Origin of the sequence: Hamadaea sp. NPDC051192 (assembly GCF_040682475.1) — a bacterium.
In the GTDB taxonomy this organism is placed as follows: domain Bacteria; phylum Actinomycetota; class Actinomycetes; order Mycobacteriales; family Micromonosporaceae; genus Hamadaea; species Hamadaea flava.
Map to the genome: position 1 here is coordinate 44,251 of NZ_JBFBAZ010000003.1, position 20,930 is coordinate 65,180.

The window sequence follows — 20,930 nt, forward strand, 5'->3', positions numbered from 1 at the left end:
GCTCCGTCCGGCTCAGCAGGCCCGGCCGAACGCCGGCGGCTCGTCGCCGAAGCCGTCGGCCGCCCAGCGAACGATGTCGTGCACGTGCCACAGCATCGCCTCGGCGAAGCCGTTCCAGCCGGTGTGCTCGTTCCAGCGCAGCATCAGCAGCGCCGAGCCGCCCGTACGCTGGACCGACAGCATGTGCCGGGGGCCGCGCAGCCGGGGCTCCGCGAACGTCACCACGCCCTGCTGCTCCGGTTCCTGGTACGCCAGGCGTTCCCGGCTGAACGACCGCTGGTTGGCCGTCGTGCCCAGGACCGGATCGGTGACGTAGCTGAACATCGGGAACGCGGCGGCCGTGCCGTAGCGGTCGCCGAGGATCTCCTCGACGTCCCGCGCGGCGACGGCGGAGTCCACATTGGCCGCCCGGTGGTTGTGGAAGATCTGCGTCGCGACGTCGTGCACATCGTCCTCGGTCGGGCCGGCTGCGCGTACCGGCACGACGACCGGCGCGGGCATGGCCGAGAAGCGAACGGACGACTTCACCGGCAGCGACAGTCGATTGGCGCTTACGGCGTAGACGCCGACCGCCGGCAGGTTCTCCGCCGCCGCGATCGCATAGGCGTACGCCGTCAGCAGGATGGCCGGCGGCCCGATCCGGTGCCGCTCGGTCAACGCCGTCAGCGCCGGTGCGAGGTCGTCGGTGGCGAGGAAACCGATGTGGTGCTTGGCCCCGGACTCGTCGCGCCGGCCGAAGCGGGCCGCGGCGCCGTCGTCCCAAGTCCAGTCGCCCAGGGCCGCCCGGAGCCGATGCGCCTGCTGCCGCCAGATCTCCAGGCCCCGGCGGTTCTCCGCCACACCGTCAGCCGTGTCCTGCGCGGCGGCGGTGTCGATCGGCTGCTCAGCCGCTGGTTCGTCGGCGAACGGATCCGCGAGCCCGTCGGCACGCCCGGCCACCGCCAGCGTCACGTCGCGCTGCAGCACCTGAAATCCCCAGGCGTCGGTCGCCGAGTGGTCGACCACCAGGCCGATCTCGGAAACCGTCCCACCCCGGCGGAACAGCACGAACCGAGCCGGAAAGTCCTCACCGATGACGAAGCTCAGGTTGGCCGCGGTCGAGTAGACACTGCCACCGGGATCCTCATCGGTGGCGACGATGACGTCCGTCAGACCGTCCACCGCGAAGGCCCGCTGGACGTGGGCGTACGGCGTGGGGGCGCGGTCGATGAGCGTACGCAGTCCCTCGTGGCGGTGGAGCACGTCGCGGACGGCGGCCTCGGCGACGGCCACGGGCACGGGGCGCACCGGCAGCACGACAGTCAGGTTGTCCTCAAAGGACGCTGTCTCGTCGACCGGCACCCAACGGGTCCACAACTGCTGCGCCCACGTGAGGCCGCCGCGGCGCACTTCCTTCGCCGAGCCTGATCCCGCCAACAGTGAGCCTCCCCTCAGGACCGCATGCGCCGGAACGCTAACCAGCCGGTCCGGGTGTGCGCAATCGTCGAAACCCTTGCTGCCGACGGTTCACGTGCTGGTATTGACGGTCCGCGGCGCGGTCGGCAGGCTGCGATCTGGCCGGTGCGTCCCACCTCGGAGGTTGTTGCATGGGCGACCATCGTCTAGCTGTGCTCATCTTCACCAATGAAGGCTTCCGCCAGGTCGACGGCGGGGTCGCCCGGGTCGTGCACGACGTGCTCGACCTGCGTTCCGAAGCGGTGCAGATCGCGCGGGCGCGGGGTGCGACGGTGCGCTGGCACATCGCCGAGCGAGCCTCGAACTCCGGCTACGACCCCGTCCGATGGGCGTACGCCGAGCAGCGGTGGCTCCGCGACGGCGATGTGCGCTACCACCGGATGGCCGACCCCCGGGCACATCCGTGGGAGATGGACCACTTCGAGCACTGCGTCGCCATGGGCGCGGCCAGCGGCCAGGTCATGCTGTCGGTCGCCGAGGACGCCGACTCGGTCCTGGTGATCTCCGGGATGAGTATGTTCGCCATGGCGGCCCGGTTCGTCATCCGCGCGGCCGACCAGTTCCAGATCCCGGCCACCTACGTCCACCTGACCCACAATCCGGTGCTGAACGCGGGCGGCGACGCCGAACTGCCCGAGACCTACGCCGACTCGGTCATGGGACACCTGGCGCGGCACGACGAGCGCGTGACGATCGGCTGGGAGTCGGAGTGGATGCGGGACCAGTACCAGCAGGTCTACGGCATCCCGGACGGCAAGACGCTGTTCGCGTACAACGGGATCCGGCAGGACTCGCCGAAGTTCGACCGCATCCCGTCTGACGAGGTCGAGGCGAACCTGCGAGCGCTGGGTGTGCCGCTGGATCGCGACATCATGATCAGCTGGGGCCGGGGCGTCCGCGAGAAGGGCTTCGAGCTGTTCCTCGACGCGGCAGCTCAGGAGAAGGGCGTGCTCCCGGTCGTGCTCAACCCTCGGCCCAACCCGGCCCTGGAGGAGTACAACCGCTCGCTCGGCTCGCCTGGGCTGCTGCTGTCCGGCCAGGACGATCGTGTTCTGGCGGCCTTCTGCCAGTGGCCGCGTACGTTGGCCGCGGTCTTCCTGTCCGAACGCGAATCGGCGTCCATCACCGGCAACGAGGCGACGCTCATGAACGGCGGCACCGGGCTCGTCGTGGTCGGCGTACCGGCTGGGGTCTATCCGGAGCTGATCGACGACGGCGTGGACGGGGTGATGGCCAAGGAGCGCACCGTCGCCGGGGTCGCCGAGGCGCTGCGCTCGGTGGTCGAGATGCCGCCGGCGGAGCGGGCCGCGATGAGCGCGGCCGCGTTGGAACGGACCCGCCGCACGCGCGACTACCGGACCAACTGGCTGCGGTCGTTCACCGAGATGGTCGACCGCCACTTCACGGTGATCGGCCGGTCCGCCGAGCCGCGAGCGTAGGGGAGCGGCGCCATCGAGATCATCGGCCACGGGTTCCTCGCCCACAGCCTCCGACCGATCGCGGACCGCCACCCCGACGCCGTGGTATTCGCGGCGGGCGTGTCGAGTGTCAGCGCGGTCGGCGACGGCGACTTCGCCCGCGAGGCGGAGCTGCTCTACTCGGTCCTGCGCAGCTGCGTCGCCCACGGCCGCCGGATCGTCTACTTCTCCACGTCGTCGTCGAGCATGTACGGCGGGCAGGGCAGCACCGGCCGCGAGCGCGACCCGGTCTACCCCACCAACCCGTACGGCCGGCACAAGCTCGCGCTGGAGGGCGTCGTCACCGCCAGTGGCGCGGATCATCTGCTGCTGCGCCTGTCCCACACGATCGGCGTCGGCCAGCCGCCGCACCAGCTGCTGCCCGCATTGGTACGCCAGATCGCAGCGGGCCACATCCAGGTCTTTCGCGGGGCGCACCGGGATCTCATCGACGTCGCCGACGTGGTGACGATCGTGGACAGCCTGCTGAAGTCGTGTGTGGTCAACGAGGTGGTGAATGTCGCCACCGGCGTCGGCGTACCCGTGGAAGAGGTGCTGGACCACGTGGAGAGCCGGCTGCGACCCGACCGGCCGGTGGTCCGCGAATATGTGGACCGCCCGAACCGGCATGAGGTGTCGATCGAGAAGCTGCGGCGGCTGGTGCCGGCCGTGGACGGCATGCGGTTCGGGCCGGACTACTTCCGGCCGGTCATCGATCGCTATCTGGAGTCGACGGTCGTGCAGTCGTAGCTGCGGGGCGTCGGCGGTGCCCTTGCGAGGCGAGATCCGCCTAGGGGCGCAGCTGGCGGCGCAAGCGGCCGACCGCCAGGGAGAGGGTGACCACGCCGAGCCCGGCGAGGTACGCGACGGCGACGAGCAGGCCCGGGCCGAAGCTGCCGAGCGCCACCCCACGGACCAGCTCGATGGCCTGATAGAGCGGCAGCATCGCGATGACCGGCCGCAGCCCGGCGGGGTATACCGACAGCGGGTAGAACGTGGTGGCGAACATGAACATCGGCAGCATGACGAGCTGGATGTACTGGAAGTCCTGCCAGTTGCGCAGGTAGGTCGTCGCGTAAAGGCCGGTGCTGCCGAACGCGAAGCCGATCAGGGCCGCGGCCGGCACGGCGAGCAACGCCCACGGCGACCGCAGCAGGCCGAGAACGGTGCTGGCGGCCAGGAACCCGGTGGCGGCGACGACGGCACGCAGCATCGCCCAGGCGACCTCCCCGATCGCTACGTCGGCGACGCTCAGCGGGGTGACCAGGATCGAGTCGTAGAACCGTTCGTGGCGGATGCGAAGGAACACCCGGAACGTCGTCTCGCCGAACGCGCCGTTCATCGCGGCCGCGGCGAGCAACCCGGGTGCCACGTACGCCGCGTAGGGCACCCCGGGGCCGGCCACGGAGCCGATGACGGTGCCCAGCCCGAAGCCGATCGCGAGCAGGTAGAGCAGCGGCTCGAACAGCTCGAACGCGAGGTTCACCCAGGTCCGGGTGTTCACCAGGAGGTGGCGTTCGAGCAGCAGCGGTGCGCGGGCGCCGGGCCGGCGCCGTCCCGGGATCGCGGTCGTCGTCACGGCTCAGTCCTCCTAAGGATGCAGGACCCGGCGGTAGGCGATCCGGCCGCCGACCAGTCCGGCCGCTGCCATCACCACCAAATACGCCACATGGCCGGCCCCGCCGAGCAGGCTGGCGGTGCCCTCGTTCAGCGACCGGCACAAGGTGACGGCGTGCCACAGCGGCAGGAACTCGGCCAGCGGCCGGACCGCCGCAGGCAGCGTCTCGACCGGGAAGAAGGTGCCCGAGAACAGGTAGAGCGGCAGCATCACGAACCGGTAGATCTGCGAGATGTTCTCCGGATTCGGCACGATGATCGAGAACGCCGCCATCGGGGCCGCGAACGCCACCCCGGTGAGTACGCCCACCGGCACCATCGCCAGCGCCCACGGGGAACCCGTGATCCCCAGCACGGCCAGCACGGCGACGAAGAACGAGGCGTTGAGCGCGCTCAGTACGCCGACGTACAGCAGGTGGCCGACGAAGATCTCAGCCGGCCGCAGCGGGCTGTTCATGGCGGCCTTGTACGCGCCGCCGGTCATCGCGGCGAGTCGCACGACGCCGCCGGAGTCGATGAGCGCCGTCTGCATCGCCGAGGCGGCCAGCAGTCCGGGAGCGAAGAAGTCCAGATATGGCTGCCCGCTGGGCAGTCCGCCGGTGGTGTCGACGATGCGCCCGAGACCCACACCGATGGCGAGCAAGAAGATCAGCGGGTTGAACACCGCCATGACCAGCGCACCCCGCCAGGTCCGCCGGTAGCGGTACAGCCAGTACTCCAGCCCGCGCAGCGTACGCGCGGCCGCAGTGGTCGTCGCGGTCATGTCAGTCGACCAGGGTGCGGCCGGTCAGGGTGAGGAAGACGTCCTCCAGTGTGGACCGGCGGACGAGCGCAGACGTCGGTTCCAGTCCCTGGGCGTGCACGTCGCGCAAGGCGGCCTCGCCGTCAGCGGCGTAGACGAGCAACCGGTCGGGCAGCTTCTCCATGCGGTCCGCCCGAAGCTTCTCGGCTGCGGCCGACAGCTCCGACCGGGGGAATCGCAGCTCCACGACCTCCCGGGTGACGTGTGCCTCGATCAGTTCCCGGGGCGATCCGGCGGCGACGATCCGACCGGCGTCCATCACGACCAGCCGGTCGCACAACTGCTCGGCCTCGTCCATGTAGTGCGTCGTCAGCAGCAGCGTGACGCCGCGCTCCTTGAGCAGGAAGACGCGGTCCCACAGCAGATGCCGGGCCTGCGGGTCGAGGCCCGTCGTCGGCTCGTCGAGCATCACCAGATCGGGCTCGTTGACCAGCGCCCGGGCGATGGTCAGCCGGCGCCGCATCCCGCCGGACAGCTCACCGACCTTGGCGTCGGCCTTCTCGGTCAGCTGCACGAAGGCCAGCAGTTCGGCGGCCCGCTCACCGAGGACCGTCTTGGGGATGCCGAAGTAGCGGCCGAACACGACGATGTTCTCGCGGACACTGAGTTCCTGATCCAGACAGTCGTCCTGCGGCACGACACCCAGCCGTGATCGGATCCAGGCGTCGTCCACGGCCGGATCGGCGCCGAGGACGCGCAGCAGGCCCGAGCTGACCGGCGACGTGCAGCCGATCATCCGCATGGTGCTGGACTTGCCCGCGCCGTTCGGGCCGAGGATGCCGAACACTTCGCCGCGGCGCACTTCCAGGTCGATGCCGTCGACCGCGGGCACCGCCGTCGTGCCCTTGCTCTGATGGGTCTTGCGCAGGCCGCGCGCCAACACCATGGGCTCGCCGTGGGCGACCGTGTTCACTGCCACTCCGTGGTGCTCCTCGGCCGGGCTGCGCTGGACCATCACCGCGCGGTTCTGCTTGCCGCACAGTGCTCCGCGCAGCGCGACACTATCGAGACCGAAGGCGTTCAGTCGAGGCGTTCGGCGAACCTGACCGCACCGTCGCCGAGCACCGCGTCCTGCCAGACCCGCAGGCCCAGTCGCAGTTCGTTGCCGGCCCCGACGCTCGCGTTGTCCCCGACCACGACGCCGTCGAGGACGCAGTTCGCGCCGATGCTCGCCCCGACGCCCACGATGCTGTCGCGGATCTGCGTACCCGGACCGACGCGCGCACCGGCGCGGACGATGCTCGCCTCGACGGAGGCCCCCGGTTCGACCCGGGCGTCCTCGCCGATGACGGTGCCGCCGGTCAGCCGTACGCCGGCCGCCACCGCGCCGGGCATCAGCCGGAACTCTCCGGCTACGCCACTGACCGGTGATCGCATCACGCCGAGGACGGTGTCGGCCGACGCGCGTACCAGTGACTCCGGGCGACCGAGATCCGACCAGTACTCGGTGCAGACCTGCCCGCGGAGATGCGCGCCCATGGCCAGCAACTGCGGAAAGACCTCCCGCTCCGTCGACACCGGACGGTCGCCGGGGATCGCCGCGACGACGTCGCGCCGGAAGGCGTACATGGCGCCGTTGACGTATTTGCCGGCGTAATCCTCGTCGGCGGGCTTCTCGACGAACGCCTGCACCCGTCCGGTGTCGTCGACCGACACACAGCCGAACTGCTTGGGATCGGGCACCTCGATCAGCTGCAGCGACACGTCGGCCCCGGCGGCGCTGTGCGCGTCCGCGAAACCGCGTAGGTCCAAGGCGGTCAGGATGTCGCCGTTGACGACCAGGAGCGATTCGCCGTCACCAGGCAGGGCCGCGGCCGCGTGCCGTACCGCGCCGGCCGTGCCGAGCGGCTCCGGCTCGAACCGGTGATCCACCCGCATGCCGTCCCAGTCGCCCAGATAGGCCCCGAAGACCTCGGCCCGGTACGCCGTGGCCAGCACGACGTGCTCGATCCCGGCGGCCTGCGCCTGCGCGAGCTGATGGGCCAGGATCGGCACCCCGCCGACCGGCAGCAGCGGCTTGGGAGTGCTCAACGTCAACGGCCGCAGCCGCGTGCCCGCCCCGCCGACCAGGATGACCGCCTCGGTGACGCGGTCTGCCATGCCTGCCTCCCCGATGTGTGCTTGTCATCGTCGAAAGGTCCGCACGCACCGTAGAGCAGCCGTGGCCAACTGAGGATGTTCCGCAGTTGCGCGGCGACACCTTGCCGATACCGGTCTTGTCCGGGAGAGTACGGCTGGGTCCTTCTCGTTCAGCGGGAGCGGAGCGCCACGACGAGCACCACGGCGCTCAGGGCCAGCTGCGCGCCGACCAGCACCACGGTCGGCTGCCCGGTCGCGAGCGCCAGGAGTGTCGGGAGGGTGCCGCCCACCGCGACGTCGAGGCCCTTGACCGTCCACAGGAGCCATCCGGTGGGCAGCTGTGATCCCGTCATCGGCATGACGACCAGCGTCGAGGTGTGATCGATCGGGCCTCGCCGAGCCAGTCGCCGGGCGGCGACCGCGATGGCCGGAGCCGACAGCGGCCCGAAGATCCACCACGGCCCCGGCGGAAGGACTCCCATGACGCTGCCGCAGATCAGGGCGGCGGTCAGCCATCCACCGCCGAGCAGTCCCGGAAGAACGAGCCGGGCGGCGTCGACCGCCGTCGTATCGATGCCGAGCATCCGGCGCAGCGCGGGATCGGCTACGTCGCGACGCAGCGCGGCCAGACCTGCCGCGGCGGACGTCAGGGCGCCCGCGCCGAGGAGCAGGATCACCGCGATATGCCGGCCGGAGATCATGACCGCCAGCAGGGCGGGCCAGGCGACGGCCGCGGCGAGGACGGCCAGCCGCCCCGGTCGCCGGGCCAGCATCCGGGCATCGGCGAGCGCCACCGCCCACGGCGGGCGCAGCCGGGGCCAGCCCCGCGAGCGCAGCCTCCGGGCGACCCAGTATCGGTCCTCGGCGACGAGTGAGAGGTGGAACGGCTCCAGGCCGATCGTCGCGTCGGCTGCGGACCCGAGCCGCTGCGACGCATCCACCACCGCGGCGGCGGGGAATCCGCGCAGCCGGCGCCAGGCGTACCAGCTGAGACTTGTGGCCAGGCTGAGCAGCGCGAGGGTGGCGAGGACGACGATGCTCGTGCTGGGCGAAGGCGGACTTGTGCGCAGGCCGAGCGCCCACGCGATGGCGGACCCCTCGCCTAGGGCGAAGGCCGCGCCGAGCGCGATGCGCGGCCACGCGGCACGGGAGGCCTGCCAGGAGACGGTGGCGACGGTGAGGATGAGGACCGTCGAGGCTCCGGCGACTGCGACGGCCGCGGTGGTCAGCGCGTTCGGCGTGCCGACCGCGGCGAGGGCCGCCAGTCCGACGGCGCTGCCCACCACCGTGGCGCTCGACGCCAGCAACACCGCGATTCGCGTCAGAACCGCGCGGCGTGGCAGCGGGCTCAGCAGGAGCCAATGCGCGTCGGACGGCGGCAGGACGAGCGGTCCGACGACGCGAGCGAGCTGCGTCAGGCCGGTGACGGCGAGCAGTGTCACCGAGGCGGCCAGGATCGTCCGCTCGGGATGAGCCTGACCGGAACTCAGCCCTCGGACGACCGGCAGCAGCGGAGCGGCGATCAGTCCAAGCGCGACCGTGACGCCGAACAGGATCGTGTAGCGGTCGACCAGGGTGCCGGCCGAACGGTGCGCGCGGGTCAGCCGCCGCGCCTGGGCGAAGGCCGTCATTCCGCGATGAGGGCGTGCTCGGCGATGGTCAGGCGTCGCGCCCCACAAGCCGCGACGAACTCCAGGTCGTGAGCGGCCAGCAGCACCGTTCCTCCGCCTTGGGTGTACGCGCGGAGCCGGCCTGCCAGCACCGCCCGGAATCCACTGTCGAGCGCCTGTTCGGGTTCGTCGAGCAGGAGCAGACGGCTGGGGCGCAGCAGTGCGGCGGCGAGCATGACCCGTCGCCGTTGTCCGGACGAGAGAGCCAACGGCGTCGCGTCGGCTCGGTCGGCGAGCCCGAACGCTGCGACGGTGGCATCGAGATCGGCGGCCGAGGCATGGGTGATCCGCACGAGGTCGAGGTGTTCGCGGACGGTCAGACCCGGATACCAGGACGGCTCGTCCGCGACGTATGCGACGTCCCGCCAGTATTGAGGATCGGCCGCGGGCGGCTTGCCGAGGACTTCGATCTCGCCTGCGGTGGGGGACAGCAGTCCGGTGAGGCAACGCAAGATCGTCGACTTGCCCGCGCCGTTCACGCCCAGCAGTGCGACGACCTCGCCGGGCGCGACGCCGAAGCTGACGTCCTTCACGACGAGATCGCCGCCGCGCTCGACGTCGAGTCCCCGTACCGCAACGATCACAGCTGAAGAGTACCGGCGACCACATCCGCAGGTCGTCACGTAAGTCGGTTACTTCCAAGTATGTCAATATGACGATACTCACGGAATCAGCAGCTTTCGGGCGGAACCCACGGCGGGGCCAGGCTGCTCCAATCGGTTATGAACTCATGGCAATCGATGGAACGGGTCCGGCCGTACGGCATCGGCCTGTTCCGCGTCGTGGTCAGCCTGCTGTTCGCGATGCACGGCGCGGCGTCCTTGTTCGGCGTCCTGGGTGGGGCACGTGGCAACGCCGCCACGATCCCGTTCGCGCAGTGGCCCGGGTGGTGGGCGGCGGCGATCCAGCTGGCCGGCGGAGTGCTCGTGCTCCTCGGGCTCGGTACGCGCTGGGCCGCCCTGCTCTGCTCCGGCTCGATGGCGTACGCGTACTTCGTCGTGCATCAGCCGGCGGCGCTCGTGCCGCTCAAGAACGGCGGGGAGCTCGCGGCGATGTTCTGCTGGTCGTTCTTCCTCGTGGCCATCGTCGGCCCCGGCGCGTGGGCGCTCGACACGCTCCTCCCGGCCGCCCGTCGCGAGAGCCGGCCGCTGAAGGCGTAACCGGGAATCGCCAGGCCGGCTGGGTGCGGTGGCGACGATGCCGCCGCACCCAGCCGGGCAGGCACGCGCTTTCAGCGCCGATTCAGGCCCGCGCCACCCCCTTCCCGCACGCTTGCGGCGACAACCAGGAAGCCCGCAAGACAGGGAGCACCGGATGAGACCTTTGGCGTACCGCTTGGCGGTACTTGGGGCGATCGGCGGGATGGCGCTGGCCACCACGGCCGCAGCCACACCCGCAGTGGCCGGGGAGGCTGCGCCGATCAAGGGCGAGTGCGTGATCGAGCACGTGGACGAGCGGGGTCAGGTCGTCGACACCGCGAGCGCCCGGGAGGGCGAGGAGTACGGCCCGTTCCGTTGCGCTGACGGGCAATGGAAGCTGGTCCGGAATCCGTTCGACCGGGACGACGCCGTCACGAGTCTGGAGATCCAGATCGATCCGGCCGGGACGGTTCTCCCTGGCCGGTTGGTGGGGCCGGCCCTCGGCGCCGGCATGACGCTGCACGACATGGCGAGCCTCGTTCAGGCCCTGACCGGTGAGAAGGTGGTCGTCGATCGCGCGATCGTGGCCGTCGACGACGGCAGGCAGCGGACACCCGAACAGGTGCGTGCTCTCCTGGCGGGCAAGGACACCACCGGCGTCCGGGTGCTGGGCGAGTTCGACCGGCTCGACCAGGCGATGACCGTCAAGGACGTCATCGACGGTGCCGAGGGCGCGGATCCGGAGACGACCGTCGTCTATTTCAGCATCTGGGGAGCGATCAAGGACGCGTTCGCCTGGGTGGTGAAGAAGCTGCGCGCCGTCGGCGACTGGCTCGACGAACACTGCCATCTGGAGCCGTCCCCGACTGGTGACGGCGCCGACCTGGTCTGCGAGTTCTAGCCATGAACCAGTTCGCGAAGCGCGTCGCAGTCGTCGTCGCCCTGACGGTTGCCGGTCTCACGGTCGCGGCCGTCCCCTCGAGTGCCGTCGGGGATGGCACGAGGCTGACCATCGAGGATCGGCCCGGTGCCCCCGGGCAGGTGCTGCGGGAGATCGAGCGGCTGGCCGGGCAGCCACTGGGCGATCTGGACAAGGTCATCGCGGTAGACACCGGCGGCCGGCTGCTCACCGTCGATCAGATGGAGGCGATCGTCGCGGGGAAGGAGGTCGAAGGTGTCCGGGTCCGGGGCACCATGCCCGGCCGCCCGGAGATGCTCGACACCACGCTGGCCGACCTCGCCGACGGCGAGTTCGACGGCCGCGACGGTGGCGACGGTGCGTCCACCGTGCTGTTCGCGACCTCCGTCCCGGAGGGCCGCGACTGGTGCCTGACCATGTGCATCGCCAACGGCCATTCCGTGCACGAGTGCATGCTGGCTCGGTTGGGCGGTGACGGCTGGCTGACCCTGACGATGGCCGGCACCACCACGTTGGGCGGCCTGAAGGCGGGCCTCGAGAAGGCGGGCCAGATGTCCTCGCTCACCTTGGCGAGAGTGGACACCTACGTCGGCGACGAGGAGCCTTCGGACCAGGACCTCCAGGACCTCGCGGCGGGGCGGGAGGTCGGTTCGCTGCGCCGGGCCGCCACCGTCGAGGCACCCAGCCCTGACTGGGCGCTCGACGACGTCGCCGAGGAATCCGGAGTCGCGTACGCGAAGACCGGGGTGATCGTCATCGACTCCGACTGGCCCCTGCTCGGCCACATCCTGATCGCCTGTCACTCCACGGACGGCGGGAAGCACTACCGGTGCCTCGCGCGGGCGTTCGGCGGGAACCAGGGCTAGCCGTCCAGGTGGAGGGCTCTCCGGCCGGGGAGCCCTCCAGCCGTTTCAGCGCCGATTCAGCGCGGGGTGCCAAGGTGTGCCCGACGAACGGACCTGACGAAGGAGGAGTCCACGGTGAAACTGACCAGGGTGCTGGCCGTGCTGGCGATGGTGTTCGCCGGGCTGGCAGGCCCCGCGACGGCGCAGGCGACCGAACCTGCGCCCGGCGGGACACCGGACCCCGCGACCTTGAGCTACATCTGCGCCTTGTTCGCGGGCGAGTATCACGAGACAGATCCGCTCACCTATGCCTGCCGGATCGGCGACGAGGAGATCCTCTGCGCGGTGGCACGCGATGAGGCGGGCAAGGACCCGGGCGGTAAGGACGCCGAGGAACCGCCGGCGGTGCGCTGCGGGTACGAGGTGAGCGCGCGCATGTGGCCGTCGCCGCTGAGGGACCGCTGCGACATGGCGGGTGGCACGTGGAGCCAGGACCCCAGGGCCGTCATCGGTGCCTGCGAGTTCAAGGACATCCGGGTTTTCGTGCTGTGCCCGGACGAACCGTGGCCCTCGGATTCGACCGTGTGCTCTATCGGCTCCGATCAGCCGATGTCTGTAGTCGAGCCCGAACCTTCGCGGAGTCCGGATGTCTGAGTAGTTCGAGGATCTCCACAGCCTGCTTCCAGGCCACCTGGGCGGCGCCGTCATCGCCAGTGGCGTGATAGGTGTCGCCCAGGTGCTTGAGCGTGTCGGCTTCGTAGTAGCGGTCGTCCAGCTCCCGGAACAGTTCCAGCGCCCGCTGGAAGTGCTCGATGGCAAGGTCGAAGTCGCCGAGATGGTGGTAGATGTAGCCGAGGCTGTCCGACGTCCCGGCCTGGAACGTGAGGTCGCCCAGCTCACGCATCCGGGCTAGAGCCAGCTCGCACCGGGGGCGGGCGCGGGCGAAGTCGCCCCCCAGCGCGTACGCCCAACCTAGGGAGTTGAGTGCCCGCGCGGCCATCATCGATTGCCCGGCGAGGCGATACAGCCGAAGCGCCTGCCGCGCGTGCCCGACCGCCTGCTGGTGCTCGCCCTGGCGGTTGGACAGCCAGCCCATCTGGTACTGAACCTTCGCCTGGTCGCCGAGGTCGCCGAGGGAGGCGTAGAGGTCGAACGCCTGCGCCAGTTGGGTTTGGGCCGCGTCATAGCGGGCCATCCGGGCGTACGCGGTCGCCAGGTAGAAGTGGGCGTTGGCCTGCGCTGCCTGCGCTCCGAGACACTTCGCGCTCTCGATCGCCACCTGCTGGTTGGCCACCTGGTCGCGCCAGTGACCGCCGCGGTCGAGGTGGTCCAGGGTCGCCCAGGCAAGCCGCCACACGTACTCGTGGTATTCGAGCGCGGCGGCGCGTTTGATCAGACCCAGCAGGACGGCGCGTTCGGCGGTGAACCACGAAGCGGCCTCCTCCCGGCTGCTCAAGCGCTCCGGCGTCGCATCCGGGCTCGGCGGCGGCACCACCGGCGGCTCCCGCTGCGGGTTGAGCAGCAGAGCGGCTGACATCGCGGTGTGCAGGTAGTGATCGAGCAGGCGAGGGAAGCCGTCCTCGGCACGCCCGAGATCGGCGGCATAGGTCCACAGCAGATCGTGCAGCCCGTAGCGGCCAGGGCCGGGTTCGGTCAGCAGATTCGCCCGGACCAGCTCGGCCAGCCTCTGCTGGACGTCAGCCACCGGCAGCGCGGTCAGGCTAGCGGCGGCCGCCACGGTGAAGTCGGGGCCGGGATGCTGCCCCAAGAGGCGGAAAACCCTTGCGGCATCAGGGCTCAGCGCATGATAGGACCACGAGAAGATGGCCCGGATGTCGGTGCCGGAGTCCAGGTTCCGCAACGCGTCGAGGGTGCCGAACGACTGCCGCAGCTCCGCTGCGACGCCGCGTACCGGCAGGTGTGGCCGGGTGACGCAGCTCGCGGCGGCCAGCGCCAGAGCCAGCGGCAGCCGGGCGCAACACGTGATGATCTCCTGGATCGCCGCCTCCTCCGCGGCCACGCGATCCTTGCCGATCCGGCGCGTCAACAAGTCACGTGCCTCGTCGTCGGTGAGCGGCTCCAGGATGATCGGCTGCGCACCCTCCACCGTGACGAGGGCGGTGAGCTGGTAGCGGCTGGTCACCGCGACCGCGCAGCCGGGCGTTCCCGGCAGCAGCGGCCGCACCTGTTCGGCGTCGCGCGCGTTGTCGAGAACCACCAGAATCCGTTTGTCGGCAAGGACGCTGCGATAGAGGGCGGCCAGCGCGTCGATCTCCGCCGGGATCTTCTCCAGCGGTACGCCGAAAGCGTCCAGGAACGCCCGAAGAACCGTCGCGGGCTCGGTGACCGAACCGCTCCGGTCGAAGCCGCGCAGATCCGCGTACAGCTGACCGTCCGGGAACCCGTGGCGCGCGGAGTGCGCCCAGTGCACCGCGAGGGTTGTCTTGCCGACGCCCGCCGTGCCCGAGACGATGGCGATACACACGTTCTCCGTACGCCGTGCCATCACCTCGTCGAGCCGTTTCAGCTCGTCGCGCCGAGCCGCGAAAGCCGCTGTCGCCAACGGCAACTGCGCCGGTACGCGAACCGTGGGCGCGACGATCAGGGGCTGGCTCGGTGCGTCCAGCGCGCTGTCCTGACGCAGGATCGAGGCCTCCAGGTCGCGCAGGCCCTGACCCGGATCGATCCCCAGCTCGTCGGCGAGTGTCCGCTTCAACCGCTGGTATCGCGCGAGCGACTCGGCCTGCCGGCCGGCGCGGTAGAGCGCGAGCATCAGCTGCCGATGCAGGTCCTCGTCGAACGGGCGCGCGGCCACCAACTGCTCCAGTTCCGGCACCAGCTGGGCGTGCTCGCCCAGGGCCAGCCGAGCGTCGACGAGTGTGCGGATCGCCTCGAACCGGGTCTGGCCCAGTCGCTGGGCCTGCTCGCCCAGCCACCGCAGCTCGGCCACGTCGGTGAGCGCCGGCCCGCGCCACAGTGCGAGCGCGGCGTCCAGATGGGTGACCGCCTCCTGCGGACTGGCTGCCTGCCTGCCTTGGCAGATCAGCCGTTCCGCCTCCTCGACGTCGGTGGACAGGTCCGCGGTACGCAGGACGTAGCCGGGCGGCTTGGCGACGATGGCGTCCTTGGAGCCGAGCAGCTCTCGCAGGTAGGAGATGTTGCGCTGCAACGTGTTCGTCGCGGTGGCCGGCGGTTCGGCGTCCCAGACGACGTCGATGAGCTGGTCGATGCTGACGGTCCGGCCGGGGTTGAGGCCGAGGACGGCGAGCACGGCGCGGCGGCGCAGCCCTGGCACCGCCGTGACCGTGCCGTCGGCGGAAGCAACCTCGATCGGGCCGAGAAGCCTCACCTGCGTCATGGTCACAGTCTGCCCATCTCCACCACGTGTCACCTCATGCGTGGTCGAAATCGGACAGTTCGGCTTTTGAGCAAGCATGGTGTGACGCACGGTGAACGGTGGCCTGGGGGAGGCAGTTTCAGCGCCGCTTCAGCCCAGCGCCAACCTCGGCTGCCACAGTCCTCAGCGCCAACGCATTGGACATCTCCATGGGAGGAAGCATGGCGCAACGGATGCTCAGCAGGGCCTTGGCCGTGGGCGTGATCGCGAGCGCGATCCTGTCGGCCGCCGGTTCGGCGTACGCACAGGACGACAAGCCGTCCGACCCGAAGAAGGGCTGCGTGATCGAGTACGTCGACGACAACGGCAAGACGATCGGCAAGAAGACCGTGCCGCACGGCACCCAGCTCGGCGGCGGAGTGTTCACCTGCAACAACGGGGTGTGGGAATTCTTCTGGATTCCCTTCGAGATGGTCGTCTCCGGGACCGCCGACACCGTGGTCGTCGACGTGAGGGAGCAGGTCAAGGACGTCCTCGGGGTCCAGGTGGACACCCGGGAGGGCCAGCTCCAGGTGCGGGAGATGCTCAGTGCCGTCGAGTACCTGTACGGGGAGCGGGCCGACGAGCCTGGCGGCGCGCTCGTGCTGGACACCGCCGGCCGCGAGGGCGACCTCACCGCCGACGAACTCACGGCGCTGTTCGACGGCGGTGAGGTGCCCGGAGTCCGGGTCCTCGCCGCCGCGAAGCCCGGCCTTGAGACCACGCTCGGTGAACTGGGTGAGCTCGGTGGCGGCGACGACGGCACCGGCGTGACGGCACGCAAGATCGCGATCCAGCTCGGGACATCCAGGTACTGGTTCGTCGGCACCGTCAACTGCAAGAAGCTGCCCAACGGCAATCAGAACTGCATCATCAACGGCACGATCGTCAAGCGCTGACCCGGGTGCGGCTGTTCGCGGTGACCCGCCCGTGTCACCGCGAACAGCGGACTCAGGCGGCCGCCGATGCCCGGCGAGGCATCACGAGCCGTCGAGGGCGCGGGTCAGTTGGCGAGACTGGGTCATCCGGCCGTCGGGCGTGAAGCTGGCGAACATGAACACCTCGGTGTCGATACGCCGGCCTTTGCCGCTGACCACGCGCAGGGTGAGGCGGGCGGCGACGGTGTCACCAGACGCGACCGCCTCGTGGACCTCGACGCTGAACCGGCCCCCGGTCAGCGTCTTGCGCGCTGGTCTCATGTGGGCCAGCAGCTTGTCCCAGTCGAGGTGGATGCCGTCGCTGATCTGGACGATGCCGGGGGTGTAGAAGCGGGCCATCGCCTCGGCCGTATCGGTGTCCGCGAGAACGACCTGCTCGGTGAGGCCGGTGAAGAAGTCGGCGACGAACCGCTCCGGACTGTCGGTGACATGTGCAGTCATGGCGTACTCCTCGCATCCAGCCATTTCCTTGACATCGTTGTAAGATATGTGAGACAGACAGATCTGACAACCGTGTAAAGGATGTGACTGGTGTCTCCGGCTCCCACTGGCGGGCGACGTCGCGCTGACGCTGAACGCAGTCGCACCGCGATCCTCGACGCGGCCATCCACCTGCTCGCCCGCCAGCCGGACGCCGGCATGGCCGCGATCGCCACGGCCGCCGGGGTGACCCGGCAGACCGTCTATGCGCACTTCGCGTCGCGGGACGTGCTGCTGATCGCCGTCGTCGACCGGATCAGTGAACAGGCCACCGTCGCGATGGACGCCGCCGATCTCGATCGCGGCCCGGCGATCGCCGCGTTGCTGCGGCTGCAGGACATCTCCTGGCAGCTGTACCGGGCACACCCCGTGCTGGCCGACGCCGCCCGGCCGGCCGTGCCGGCCGAACACGACCGGCGGCGTCACCACGACGTCCAGCAGCGGTTGACCCAGCTCATCCAGCGCGGACAGGCGTCCGGTGAAATCGACCCGCATCAGCCCGCCGACTGGCTGGTGAACGCCCTCACCGCACTCGGGCACGCCGCCGGCGACCAGGTGGCAGCCGAACACCTGAGTGTCCGCCAGGCTGCCCAGCTACTGCGGACGGCGACCGTGCGGCTGCTCGCCCCGTAAGACACCTCGCAAATTCCAGCTTGGACAGCCAACTTGGATTGCCGGCTTGGACAGCCGGCGCATCGGCTGCGCGGCGGCGAAGGCGGGACCGGCCGTCAGCCGACGAGTGCGACCACGATCGCCCCCACCCCCAGCGGTACATCGAGCAGCACGCAGAACTCGGCCAGTGACCGCGGCACGACCTGGTTGCGCCGATAGTGGACGACATCCCAAGCGGCGTGAGCGGCCAGGGCGATCCCGCCGAGTATCAGGCCGAGGCGAGGCGCCAGCAGCAGCGCGGTCACCGCGACACCGCCGTACCCGACCAGGGCGGCGGCCTGCCAGGTCAGCGCCGATCGCGGAACGCCCGCGACCAAGCCCACCCCCACGAGCACGAGCGCCACCGCGCCGACACCGGCCCACCAGGGGAATCCGGCCGCTTCGGTCACGACGACCACCGCGCTGCCGCCCGCGATCCCGGCCCAGGCCACCCACGGCCGCGCCAAGGCCGCCGCGCCCAGGTAACAGAGCGCCGCGACAGTCAGGGTGATCGCGACGGTCTCCGGCTGCACGCCCGTCGCGAGCTGAAACCCCGCGGCGGCCAGGCCGGCCACGCTCGGCCAGCGAGGTCCGATGATCTTCATGGCCGCCACGGTGGCACCGGTCCGCGGGGCACGTCGAGCCGCGCGCCACGAGATGTCCGGAATATTGGTACGCATGGCGGCGTACCCGTCGTCGGTCAGCCAGTGGTGGTCTGCGTCGCCCGGAACGCCGCCGGAGTGGTGCCATAGCGCTGGGCGAACGCCAGCCGCAGCGTTTCAGCCGACCCGAAGCCACAACGGCGGGCGACGGCGGCCACCGGCAACTTGGTCGACGTGAGCAGATTGGCCGCTGCCTCGATGCGGACCTGTCGCACATAACGGCCGGGGGTCTGTCCAAGGTGCTCGACGAACAGGCGCGCCAGATGACGTTCGCTGACTCCGGCGTACGCCGCCAGCGTGGCGCTGGACAGGTCGCCGTCCAGGCTGCTCGCCACATGATCGGCCAACCGGCGTACCACATCGTGCCCGGGCGGCGGCGCGGCGGTGAAGATGCTCATCTGGGCCTGATTGCCCGGACGCTGCAAGTACGTGACCAGATGGCGCGACACGGTCCGCGCCACATCGGAGCCGTGGTCCTCCTCGATGAACGCCAGCGTCAGGTCGAGCGCGCTGGTCACTCCGGCGGCGGTGCACATGTCCCCGTCGCGGATGTAGATCGGATCAGGGTCGACCGTGACCTTCGGGAAACGGGCGGCGAGTTGTGCGGCGAAACCCCAATGGGTCGTGGCTCTCCGCCCGTCGAGCAGCCCGGCGGCCGCCAGCACGTGAGCGCCGGTGCACACCGACGCCACCCGCTTGCTCAGCTTGGCCAGCCGGCGTACGTGCCCGACCAGCCGAGTGTCGGCGGCCGCACGCTCATGCCCGAGGCCTCCGCTGACGATCAGCGTGTGCACCGGCCCGACGAGCCGCTCCAGCGGTTGCTGCCCGGTCAGGGCGAGGCCCGAGTGCAGCTCGATGGGTCGCCCGGCCGGCGTGGCGATCAGCTGCCGATACGGGATGCGAGCGCCCAGCTGGTTTGCCATGCCGAGGGTGGTGGTCACGCACGCGATGTCGAGCAGTTCCGCGTGGTCGTACGCGACCGTGACGACGACGCGTTCCTTCACGAGCCCGATGGTACGCAGCGCGCAGCTCGTCGCCCGATGGCGCGGGCGCTACTTGGCCAACCCCGACTGGTACGCGAAGACGACGAGTTGCGCCCGGTCGCGGGCACCGAGCTTGGTCATCGCCCGGCTGACGTGGGTGCGCGCGGTCGCAGGGCTGATCACCAGCCGTTCGGCGATCTCGTCGTTGCTCAGCCCTTCGGCGACCAGAGTGACCGTCTCGCGTTCCCGGTTGGTGAGGTTGTCCAGCGCCGGGTGCGGGATGCCGGTACGCGGCACGGCGGTCACGAACTCGCGGACGAGTCTGCGGGTGACGGAGGGCGACAGGAGAGCGTCTCCCTGGGCGACAGATCGAATGGCGTTGAGCAGGTCGGCGGGTTTCGTGTCTTTGAGGAGAAAGCCGCTGGCACCGTGGCGCAGGGCGTCGAAGATGTACTGGTCGTGTTCGAACGTGGTGAGGACGATGACTCTGGTGGCTGCCAGCGCCGGATCCGAGGTGATCCGCTGGGTCGCGACCAGTCCGTCGACGCCGGGCATGCGGATGTCCATCAGGATGACGTCGGGTCGTTCCCGGCGGGCGGCGGCGACGGCGGCCAGACCGTCCACAGCCTCACCGGCGCACGCCATGCCGTCCTCGCTGTCGATCAGCGTACGCAGGCCGAGGCGGACGAGATCCTGATCGTCGGCGATGAGAATCCTGATCAAGTTCGGTCTCCGGTGGGAAGGTGGGCCCGGACCTCGAAGCAGCCGTGCGGTTGATGCCCCGCGCTGAATTGTCCGCCCAGAGCCTGGACGCGTGCGCGCATGCCCGCCGTGCCGAGCCCGCCTTGGGCCGGCGCGGTTTCGGTGACCGGGTTGGCGACGGTGATGAGCACCCCGTCGGTCTCGTGTCGAATGTCGACGCTAGCGTGCCGCGCTCCGCTGTGGCGCAGCACGTTGGTCAACGACTCCTGCACGATTCGGTAGCCTGCCAGATCGACGTCGATGGGCAGCGCGGCCGGTGCTTGCCCGACGATCCGCAGGCGTACGTGCACGCCGGCGTCGGCCATGCGCTTGAGCAGCCCGTCAAGACGGGCGAGGCTGGCCACCGGTGTGCGTGGCGCGTCAGTGCCGGTCTCCCGGACCGGCGCCAGCGTCGCCCGCAGCTCGTCCAGGGCCTCGCCGCTGGTGCGGCTGATGGCAAGCAGGGCCAGCTCCGCCTGTCCTGGCTGTTTGGCGAGCACATGCAGGGCGATGTCGGCCTGCATCTTGATCGCGGCGAGCCCATGGCCCACGATGTCGTGGACCTCCTGGGCGACCCGCAGACGCTCATCGTCGACGCTCCGGCGGATCGCCTCCGTTCTGGCCCGGACCGCCGCCTCGTGCCGCAGCCGGAGGGCGAAACCCAGCGCGAAGGGTACGACGACCCATGTGGACACGGGGATGAGTCCGAGCATGCCGAGCGGGGTGTCACGGATGAACAGGTGGACGAGCAGGAGCAGCAGTGCAGCCAGACAGGCCGGTGCCGACCGGACCGGGGGAGCGTGGCGTGCCGCGGTGTACGCGGCGATCATGAAGGTGATCAGTATCGGCCCGTAGGCGTAGCCGATGATCAGATAGGCGCACGTGCAGATCGTCGCGGCGGCGAGCACCTGCAGCGGCCATCGGCGACGCAGGGCGAGCGCTGCGGCAGCCGTCGCCGCGAACGCGTACGCCCGCGTGGCGGTGGTCTCGCCTTCGGCGTACGCCGTGCCGAAGAGCCCGAAGATGACGAGCAGGGCAGCCAGGACGCCGTCCGCCAGCTGGGAATTGGTGATCTTCAAGGATGTCCGGCCTCCCACCGTGCTCATACTCGCACGC

At 70.2% G+C, this 20,930-nt stretch carries 21 protein-coding genes; 8 read left to right on the top strand and 13 right to left on the bottom strand.

The genetic code is table 11. The features are described 5' to 3' along the window. Positions 1-12: 12 nt before the first annotated feature. Positions 13-1,416: a hypothetical protein gene (locus AB0M47_RS02390; RefSeq protein ID WP_363407051.1), complete on the bottom strand. Its 1,404-nt coding sequence runs from the start codon at positions 1,414-1,416 to the stop codon at positions 13-15. A 170-nt stretch (positions 1,417-1,586) separates the two neighbouring features. On the opposite strand from AB0M47_RS02390, the gene AB0M47_RS02395 reads away from it, so the two are divergent. Next, entirely contained in the window at positions 1,587-2,894 is a 1,308-nt protein-coding gene (locus AB0M47_RS02395; protein ID WP_363407054.1) for a hypothetical protein, read from the top strand. A 57-nt stretch (positions 2,895-2,951) separates the two neighbouring features. After that, the gene (locus AB0M47_RS02400) at positions 2,952-3,662 is read left to right on the top strand and encodes an NAD-dependent epimerase/dehydratase family protein (RefSeq protein WP_363407386.1); all 711 of its coding nucleotides are present in this window, start codon (positions 2,952-2,954) and stop codon (positions 3,660-3,662) included. Positions 3,663-3,702: 40 nt separating this feature from the next. Here the strand turns inward: AB0M47_RS02400 and AB0M47_RS02405 are convergent, their stop codons facing one another. The 6 genes from AB0M47_RS02405 to ccmA form a co-directional block, all read right to left on the bottom strand. Then, complete coding sequence (locus AB0M47_RS02405; protein WP_363407057.1) at positions 3,703-4,491, bottom strand: ABC transporter permease; 789 nt, start codon at positions 4,489-4,491, stop codon at positions 3,703-3,705. Positions 4,492-4,503: 12 nt separating this feature from the next. Next, the gene (locus AB0M47_RS02410) at positions 4,504-5,292 is read right to left on the bottom strand and encodes an ABC transporter permease (protein ID WP_363407060.1); all 789 of its coding nucleotides are present in this window, start codon (positions 5,290-5,292) and stop codon (positions 4,504-4,506) included. Between the two features lies 1 nt (position 5,293). Then, positions 5,294-6,217 carry an ABC transporter ATP-binding protein gene (locus AB0M47_RS02415; RefSeq protein WP_363407389.1) on the bottom strand — a complete coding sequence of 308 codons (924 nt, stop codon included), beginning with the start codon at positions 6,215-6,217 and terminating at the stop codon, positions 5,294-5,296. 134 nt (positions 6,218-6,351) lie between these two features. Continuing rightward, entirely contained in the window at positions 6,352-7,431 is a 1,080-nt protein-coding gene (locus tag AB0M47_RS02420; protein ID WP_363407063.1) for an NDP-sugar synthase, read from the bottom strand. A 149-nt stretch (positions 7,432-7,580) separates the two neighbouring features. Then, positions 7,581-9,041, bottom strand: coding sequence for a DUF6297 family protein (locus AB0M47_RS02425; RefSeq protein WP_363407066.1), 1,461 nt, complete (start codon positions 9,039-9,041; stop codon positions 7,581-7,583). After that, positions 9,038-9,664 (bottom strand): heme ABC exporter ATP-binding protein CcmA, encoded by a 627-nt coding sequence (gene ccmA, locus AB0M47_RS02430; RefSeq protein WP_363407069.1) that lies wholly within the window; start codon positions 9,662-9,664, stop codon positions 9,038-9,040. Before ccmA ends, AB0M47_RS02425 begins: the two co-directional genes overlap by 4 nt. A gap of 156 nt (positions 9,665-9,820) precedes the next feature. Here ccmA and AB0M47_RS02435 point away from each other — a divergent pair, with 156 nt between their 5' ends. The 4 genes from AB0M47_RS02435 to AB0M47_RS02450 all read left to right on the top strand — a co-directional run bounded on the left by AB0M47_RS02435 (position 9,821) and on the right by AB0M47_RS02450 (position 12,637). Then, positions 9,821-10,240: a DoxX family protein gene (locus tag AB0M47_RS02435; RefSeq protein WP_363407072.1), complete on the top strand. Its 420-nt coding sequence runs from the start codon at positions 9,821-9,823 to the stop codon at positions 10,238-10,240. A 154-nt stretch (positions 10,241-10,394) separates the two neighbouring features. Then, on the top strand, positions 10,395-11,120 hold the full coding sequence (locus tag AB0M47_RS02440) for a hypothetical protein (RefSeq protein ID WP_363407075.1): 726 nt from the start codon (positions 10,395-10,397) through the stop codon (positions 11,118-11,120). A gap of 2 nt (positions 11,121-11,122) precedes the next feature. Next, the gene (locus AB0M47_RS02445) at positions 11,123-12,004 is read left to right on the top strand and encodes a hypothetical protein (RefSeq protein WP_363407078.1); all 882 of its coding nucleotides are present in this window, start codon (positions 11,123-11,125) and stop codon (positions 12,002-12,004) included. A 114-nt stretch (positions 12,005-12,118) separates the two neighbouring features. Next, a complete protein-coding gene (locus AB0M47_RS02450) occupies positions 12,119-12,637 on the top strand; it encodes a hypothetical protein (protein ID WP_363407081.1) in 519 nt (172 codons plus the stop codon). Here AB0M47_RS02450 and AB0M47_RS02455 read toward each other — a convergent pair. Further along, positions 12,573-15,341, bottom strand: a complete 2,769-nt coding sequence (locus AB0M47_RS02455; protein ID WP_363407084.1) for a BTAD domain-containing putative transcriptional regulator — start codon at positions 15,339-15,341, stop codon at positions 12,573-12,575. The two genes, AB0M47_RS02450 and AB0M47_RS02455, sit on opposite strands and share 65 nt — an antisense overlap. 200 nt (positions 15,342-15,541) lie before the next feature. On the opposite strand from AB0M47_RS02455, the gene AB0M47_RS02460 reads away from it, so the two are divergent. Next, positions 15,542-16,258: a hypothetical protein gene (locus tag AB0M47_RS02460; protein WP_363407087.1), complete on the top strand. Its 717-nt coding sequence runs from the start codon at positions 15,542-15,544 to the stop codon at positions 16,256-16,258. 81 nt (positions 16,259-16,339) lie between these two features. Here the strand turns inward: AB0M47_RS02460 and AB0M47_RS02465 are convergent, their stop codons facing one another. Beyond that, on the bottom strand, positions 16,340-16,738 hold the full coding sequence (locus tag AB0M47_RS02465; protein WP_363407090.1) for a nuclear transport factor 2 family protein: 399 nt from the start codon (positions 16,736-16,738) through the stop codon (positions 16,340-16,342). Positions 16,739-16,828: 90 nt separating this feature from the next. Here AB0M47_RS02465 and AB0M47_RS02470 point away from each other — a divergent pair, with 90 nt between their 5' ends. Beyond that, positions 16,829-17,410, top strand: coding sequence for a TetR/AcrR family transcriptional regulator (locus tag AB0M47_RS02470; protein ID WP_363407093.1), 582 nt, complete (start codon positions 16,829-16,831; stop codon positions 17,408-17,410). Positions 17,411-17,505: 95 nt separating this feature from the next. On the opposite strand, the gene AB0M47_RS02475 is transcribed toward AB0M47_RS02470, so the two are convergent. The 4 genes from AB0M47_RS02475 to AB0M47_RS02490 all read right to left on the bottom strand — a co-directional run bounded on the left by AB0M47_RS02475 (position 17,506) and on the right by AB0M47_RS02490 (position 20,920). Further along, complete coding sequence (locus AB0M47_RS02475; protein ID WP_363407096.1) at positions 17,506-18,033, bottom strand: hypothetical protein; 528 nt, start codon at positions 18,031-18,033, stop codon at positions 17,506-17,508. A gap of 95 nt (positions 18,034-18,128) precedes the next feature. Beyond that, entirely contained in the window at positions 18,129-19,094 is a 966-nt protein-coding gene (locus AB0M47_RS02480; protein ID WP_363407099.1) for a GlxA family transcriptional regulator, read from the bottom strand. Positions 19,095-19,142: 48 nt separating this feature from the next. Continuing rightward, entirely contained in the window at positions 19,143-19,796 is a 654-nt protein-coding gene (locus tag AB0M47_RS02485) for a response regulator transcription factor (RefSeq protein WP_363407102.1), read from the bottom strand. Continuing rightward, positions 19,793-20,920, bottom strand: a complete 1,128-nt coding sequence (locus AB0M47_RS02490; protein ID WP_363407105.1) for a histidine kinase — start codon at positions 20,918-20,920, stop codon at positions 19,793-19,795. The genes AB0M47_RS02485 and AB0M47_RS02490 overlap by 4 nt, the downstream gene beginning before the upstream one ends. Between the last annotated feature and the right edge of the window lie 10 nt (positions 20,921-20,930).

Excerpts from the sequence above, each read along its gene's own strand:
- AB0M47_RS02435 (WP_363407072.1), top strand. The coding sequence starts at position 9,821 with ATGGAACGGGTCCGGCCGTACGGCATCGGCCTGTTCCGCGTCGTGGTC.
- AB0M47_RS02475 (WP_363407096.1), bottom strand. The coding sequence starts at position 18,033 with ATGAAGATCATCGGACCTCGCTGGCCGAGCGTGGCCGGCCTGGCCGCC.
- AB0M47_RS02445 (WP_363407078.1), top strand. The coding sequence starts at position 11,123 with ATGAACCAGTTCGCGAAGCGCGTCGCAGTCGTCGTCGCCCTGACGGTT.
- AB0M47_RS02490 (WP_363407105.1), bottom strand. The coding sequence starts at position 20,920 with ATGAGCACGGTGGGAGGCCGGACATCCTTGAAGATCACCAATTCCCAG.
- AB0M47_RS02460 (WP_363407087.1), top strand. The coding sequence starts at position 15,542 with ATGGCGCAACGGATGCTCAGCAGGGCCTTGGCCGTGGGCGTGATCGCG.
- AB0M47_RS02415 (WP_363407389.1), bottom strand. The coding sequence starts at position 6,217 with ATGGTGTTGGCGCGCGGCCTGCGCAAGACCCATCAGAGCAAGGGCACG.
- AB0M47_RS02440 (WP_363407075.1), top strand. The coding sequence starts at position 10,395 with ATGAGACCTTTGGCGTACCGCTTGGCGGTACTTGGGGCGATCGGCGGG.
- AB0M47_RS02425 (WP_363407066.1), bottom strand. The coding sequence starts at position 9,041 with ATGACGGCCTTCGCCCAGGCGCGGCGGCTGACCCGCGCGCACCGTTCG.
- AB0M47_RS02465 (WP_363407090.1), bottom strand. The coding sequence starts at position 16,738 with ATGACTGCACATGTCACCGACAGTCCGGAGCGGTTCGTCGCCGACTTC.
- AB0M47_RS02420 (WP_363407063.1), bottom strand. The coding sequence starts at position 7,431 with ATGGCAGACCGCGTCACCGAGGCGGTCATCCTGGTCGGCGGGGCGGGC.
- AB0M47_RS02410 (WP_363407060.1), bottom strand. The coding sequence starts at position 5,292 with ATGACCGCGACGACCACTGCGGCCGCGCGTACGCTGCGCGGGCTGGAG.
- AB0M47_RS02455 (WP_363407084.1), bottom strand. The coding sequence starts at position 15,341 with ATGACGCAGGTGAGGCTTCTCGGCCCGATCGAGGTTGCTTCCGCCGAC.
- AB0M47_RS02395 (WP_363407054.1), top strand. The coding sequence starts at position 1,587 with ATGGGCGACCATCGTCTAGCTGTGCTCATCTTCACCAATGAAGGCTTC.